General features: G+C 45.6%; 5 protein-coding genes and 1 pseudogene. 2 read left to right on the forward strand and 4 right to left on the reverse strand.

Translation table 11 applies throughout. The annotated features are described in order from the left end of the window. Nucleotides 1–257 precede the first annotated feature (257 nt). The gene (locus AZ66_RS26630) at nucleotides 258–1,484 is read left to right on the forward strand and encodes an MFS transporter (protein ID WP_021259515.1); all 1,227 of its coding nucleotides are present in this window, start codon (nucleotides 258–260) and stop codon (nucleotides 1,482–1,484) included. A gap of 90 nt (nucleotides 1,485–1,574) precedes the next feature. On the opposite strand, the gene AZ66_RS26635 is transcribed toward AZ66_RS26630, so the two are convergent. The 4 genes from AZ66_RS26635 to AZ66_RS26650 form a co-directional block, all read right to left on the reverse strand. After that, nucleotides 1,575–2,246, reverse strand: a complete 672-nt coding sequence (locus AZ66_RS26635) for a response regulator transcription factor (RefSeq protein ID WP_044357663.1) — start codon at nucleotides 2,244–2,246, stop codon at nucleotides 1,575–1,577. Continuing rightward, nucleotides 2,243–2,434 carry a hypothetical protein gene (locus AZ66_RS26640; protein WP_044357664.1) on the reverse strand — a complete coding sequence of 64 codons (192 nt, stop codon included), beginning with the start codon at nucleotides 2,432–2,434 and terminating at the stop codon, nucleotides 2,243–2,245. Before AZ66_RS26640 ends, AZ66_RS26635 begins: the two co-directional genes overlap by 4 nt. Nucleotides 2,435–2,521: 87 nt before the next feature. Further along, on the reverse strand, nucleotides 2,522–3,970 hold the full coding sequence (locus AZ66_RS26645) for a sensor histidine kinase (protein WP_044357665.1): 1,449 nt from the start codon (nucleotides 3,968–3,970) through the stop codon (nucleotides 2,522–2,524). Beyond that, nucleotides 3,963–4,628 (reverse strand): response regulator transcription factor, encoded by a 666-nt coding sequence (locus AZ66_RS26650; RefSeq protein ID WP_197081778.1) that lies wholly within the window; start codon nucleotides 4,626–4,628, stop codon nucleotides 3,963–3,965. The genes AZ66_RS26645 and AZ66_RS26650 overlap by 8 nt, the downstream gene beginning before the upstream one ends. A gap of 161 nt (nucleotides 4,629–4,789) precedes the next feature. Between AZ66_RS26650 and AZ66_RS26655 the strand changes: the two are divergent. Continuing rightward, a pseudogene (locus AZ66_RS26655) lies at nucleotides 4,790–5,142 on the forward strand (hypothetical protein); the annotation flags it as partial.

Here is a 5,142-nt window from a genome sequence, read left to right on the forward strand (position 1 = left end):
TGACAAGCGATGCCTTCGATTAAATAGAAGGCATCGCTTTTTTGATTAGGCTAAGACCCGCTATCAGCTAACCTTGCCTAATTTTCGTGAATTTTTATAACCAAAATTAGCTTTATTTGTTATGATAAAGTCCATACTGTGAATGGTGTCACATCAGAGAGCAAGTGGTCCCTCATTAAAGCTTGTTCTAAAGCTAGCATGTGATCTTCTGAACAAACCCATATCCAAACTCATATCAAGTGGAGGCAGATACTGAAATGAATACGGCGAAAACGTTGGATAAGCCGAAGCAGCGCAAGTTGCTTTGGAGTGCCGGAATGAGCTGGATGTTCGACGCGATGGATATCGGCATCATCTCCTTTATCGCGGCGGCACTCGCAGCCGAATGGAGCTTAACCCCGCAGCAGACGGGACTCTTTACAAGCATTAATTCGATTGGCATGGCAGTAGGCGCGCTACTCGCAGGAGCATTAGCGGACAAATACGGCCGTAAGTCGGTTCTGCTCTGGACGCTGGTCATCTTCTCGATTGCAAGCGGATTGTCCGCAGCAGCAACGAGCTTCACGATGCTGTGCATATTGCGCTTTATCGCTGGAGCGGGTCTAGGTGGCGAACTGCCCGTCGCGTCAACCCTTGTCTCTGAATCCGTTCCTGCCAAGGAACGCGGACGTGCCGTTGTCCTGCTGGAGAGCTTCTGGGCAGCGGGCTGGATTGCTTCTGCACTGATTGCTTACTTCGTGATTCCTACATACGGATGGCAAGCGGCATTTCTAATCTGTGCCGTTCCAGCACTGTACGCACTTTACTTGAGAAAGGCAATTCAAGATCCACCGCGCTTTACTCAGCAGGCGAAGCAATCGGAACAGCAGAAGCTGTCGTTCCGTGAGCGCTTTGTCGCAGTATGGTCTGGGCCGCACCGCCGCTCTACGATTATGCTGTGGGTATTGTGGTTTACCGTGGTCTTCTCGTATTATGGCATGTTCCTCTGGCTGCCTTCTGTCATGATGCTGAAGGGCTTCAGCTTGGTTAAAAGCTTCGAATACGTACTCATCATGACGCTCGCACAGTTGCCCGGATACTTCACCGCCGCTTACCTCATCGAGAAGTTCGGGCGCAAGTTCGTCCTCGTCTTGTACTTGCTGCTTACCGCAGGCAGTGCGGCTTGGTTCGGCAGCGCAACAACGGAAGGCATGCTGATTGCAGCTGGAATTTGCTTATCGTTCTTCAACCTTGGAGCATGGGGAGGCATGTACGCGTATACGCCCGAACTGTATCCGACCAAAGTTCGCTCAACAGGCGTTGGTCTTGCCGCATCCTTCGGCAGAGTCGGCGGCATTATCGCTCCGTACCTTGTCGGCATGCTCGTCGCTCGCCAAGTTGCCATTAGTGCGATCTTCTGGCTGTTCTTTGTCACCATTGTAATCGGTGCAGTTGCCGTCCTCTGGCTTGGTACGGAAACGAAAGGCAAGGAGCTAGAGGAGTAAGCGAGCAAATTTGTTATATCGCAATAAAAATAGCAACAGCACCATTTCCCCCTCCTCATCGTAGAGAGACACTGGTGCTGTTTTTTTCATTCATTTAAGAACCTCAAATTTATATCCAACCCGCACGACCGTTGTAATATGCTTAGCTTTATCCCTCAGCTTGTATCGGAGGTTGCGAATATGTGTGTTCAGCGCCTTGTCGCCTCCGCCTTGCTCATATCCCCATATCGTTGTAATGAGCGTGTCTCGAGTAATTACTTGCTCCTTATGTTCCATAAGACTCAACAAGATCGTATATTCCGTATGAGTTAAATTGATGGGCGTCCCTTCAATCGACACCTTGTGGGCAGACTTATTCATATGGATGCCGCACAAGACAATATCGTCTTGCTGCTCGTCCGGACTCGCAGACTTCAGCAATCTCCTAGCTCGTGCCATGAGAACCGCAGGCTTGAAGGGTTTCGTTACATAGTCGTCAGCGCCCAAGTCAAAGCCAAGGAGTGTATCCTCCTCATCACTACTTGCCGTAACTAAAATAATAGGAACCTTGGACACATCACGGATACGGCGACATACATCCCAACTATCCAGTTCCGGAAGCATGACATCCAGTACCACAAGGTCGAAATCATGCGCTGCAAATAGCTCCAATCCTTGCTGTCCATCCTTGGCTGTGTAAGCAATGTATCTATCCTGCTTGAAATCATGAGCCATTGATTCCCGCAGGAGCTCATCACCTTCGATAATTAATACCTTTTTCATAGCGTGATTCCCGTCCTATTACCCATCTTATCCGCTCTAATTCCGACACAATCCAATGCCACGCCAGGTATGGAATCCGACTCCGCATGCTTTTTCACTATCGGCTTCACATTTGCATATTGAACCTCTGTGAATCTTTCATCCATCATTCCCCCGGCAATTCCCGCATATACGCTTGGTGCCGCCAAGACTGCTATTTTGACCCCTGTTTGCGTTACTCCTCTCTTCTCTTCATATCCTGCACGGCCATTTTATTGCCCGCCCCTTATAAAAGCTCACTGTCGTGATTTCGGAATGACAGCTGCAAATTGTACGCCCTGCTCGATGTTGTGCATAGAGTACGTGATGCCCAGAGCATCAAAAATCTGCTTAACAATATATAGTCCCAGTCCGCTGCCCCCTGTGTTGCGATTTCTCGATTTCTCAACTCGATAGAAGGGCTCGAAAATCTGCTGCATGTCCTCTTCCTTAATGTTCACGCCCGTATTGATGACTTGAAATTGAATGCTGCCCTCCTGCACATCCTGGGTTAGCTGAATGCATACCTTTTCTCCCTGCGGAGAATACATAATCGCATTATGGATGATATTTTTGCACGCTTTCTCCAGCATCAGACGATCAGTGTGAACCATTATGTCTGAGGCAATATGCTTCATAAGCTGAATTTCCCGCTGAGCCGCAAAATATTCAAGATCCGCAGTTGTTTTATCCACGAGCTGCGAGAGATTCACTTCTTCCAGCTGCAGCTTGAATGTATCACGCTCCAACTTCGACATGCTTAAAATCTCACGAACCAACTGCTCCATTCCCTCGACAATCTGATGATTTTTCTGCAAATATTGATCGCGATCGCGATATGGACCGATATGATAGATCATTCCTTCCAGATACCCTTTCATCACGGTAAGAGGAGTTTTCAATTCATGCGCTGCAATCGCGAAAAATTCCCTGCGTTTTGTTTCTACTGCTCTTTCCTTTTCAATATCGCTCTTTAACTGCCGATTCGCATTGTGCAATTCTTGCATCGTTTGCTGCAAATTCACGGACAATTCATTTAGGCTGGTCGATAGCTCCCCCAATTCATCCGTAGAACGCACCTCGATTTGTTCGGAAAAATCCAAGTTCGCCATCTTCTGCGCACCTTGATTAATGTAAAGAAGCGGCTTCGTAATAAACCGCGAATACAAATAAGCACTGGCTATGCCAATCACAATAACGATAACGCTTAAATAAGGGAGAAAAAGTACCAATACTTGCGAGGCCTCATCAATCGGTTGAAAGGTAGCGTACACGACGAGCGTTAACTTCGCATCCAAAAACTGAATGGGCACGGCAACATCGAAGGAGTTTGAATTCACGATTGGTTTTGCTCTTTCGACTCTCACTTCCGCCGATAGTGAATAGCCTTTGCGAACCGAAGAAAAAAAGGGAGAGTAAATGATGACTCCCTCTTTATTTTGAAGATAGACGACTGCATTATTCTTTTTGGCAAAGGCATCAAGAAGAAGCACGCCATATTGCAAATCAAGATCCTTCGATTTCGTTATGATTTCTTCGATCCCGGTCTGAAGCTGATTCGTCTTGTACTGCTCATAAAAAGTAGGGAGAAAGAAGTACAACGATACATAGATCAGGACGGCAAAGGATAACAAAATAAGAGACGTAGTCACGAAAAGCTTATAGGTAATGCGCTTCATCTTCAGCATGTCCAACCATTTACTCATCAATTTTGTAGCCGATCCCCTTTACCGTTTTAATGTAAGGTATATCTAACTTCTTTCTAATATTTTTGATATGCGTATCGATGACCCTCGTCTCTCCATAATAATCGTACCCCCATACTTTCTCGACGATGCTTTCTCGGGTAAGCACTTTTTTCTCATTTTGAACAAGCAGCTGGACGATTTCAAATTCCTTTGTCGTTAATGGGATTTCAATCTCGTTGACGTATACTTTATAGGCATCGCAATCTACTTGAATTTCCTTGAACACCAGACCATTATTCGTTCCTTGATCCTTGCTTCTTCTTAATACGGCTTCGACTCTCCGTATCAATACATGAAAGGAAAAAGGCTTCGTAATATAATCGTCGATTCCGAGATCGAAACCTTTTAATTGATCCTGTTCTTCCTCTAAAGCAGTTAGCAAAATGATAGGAACATTGGACTGACTCCGAATCATTTTGGCAACTTCGAATCCATTCAGGTTGGGCATCATGACATCCAATAGAATTAAATCGAAGGACTGCTTATTGAATTGTTTCATGCCTTCTATTCCATCGGATGCAACTTCAACGCTATAGTGTTGGGTCATTAAAAACTGTTTGATTAGTTCCCGAATCTCTTGATCATCTTCTACCACAAGAATCTGATAGTTCATTATGATATCACCTCTTGAATTAGTATAGCCGTGCTATCTGGAGTTTATATGGAGAGACCGAAAAATCCCCACCAAAACTCTACATGATCTTCATAGCAACTCCAGATAGGGGTCATACAATGAGGTCGTAAACAAAAATACATTCACGAAGGAGATTGACAATTATGAAAAAGACACTCGCTACAACTGCTTTAGGAGCTGTACTCACACTTACTTCTTTGGGGTCCGCATTCGCTGCCGAGCTTCCTGCCCAATCTATCGGGAATGGACAACTGACAACGGCTGTTAAGGTAAAAGCAGCAACCAATCTCGATGAAGCAACTCAAAGCAAGGTGAAAGCCATTTTTGATCAAGTGAAGAAAGGGACGCTTACGAAAGAACAAGCCAAACCTCAGCTGCAAGAACTTGGCATCGATGTAGATTTTGATTTCAACGCGGCTCATGACGGCATCTTATTCAAGGGCAAAGTGACTTCCGTTAGCTTCGATGACGCTACCAAAGAAAAAGTAAAAACCAT

It is taken from the genome of Paenibacillus sp. E194 (assembly GCF_000935845.1).
Classification (GTDB): domain Bacteria; phylum Bacillota; class Bacilli; order Paenibacillales; family Paenibacillaceae; genus Paenibacillus_B; species Paenibacillus_B alvei_B.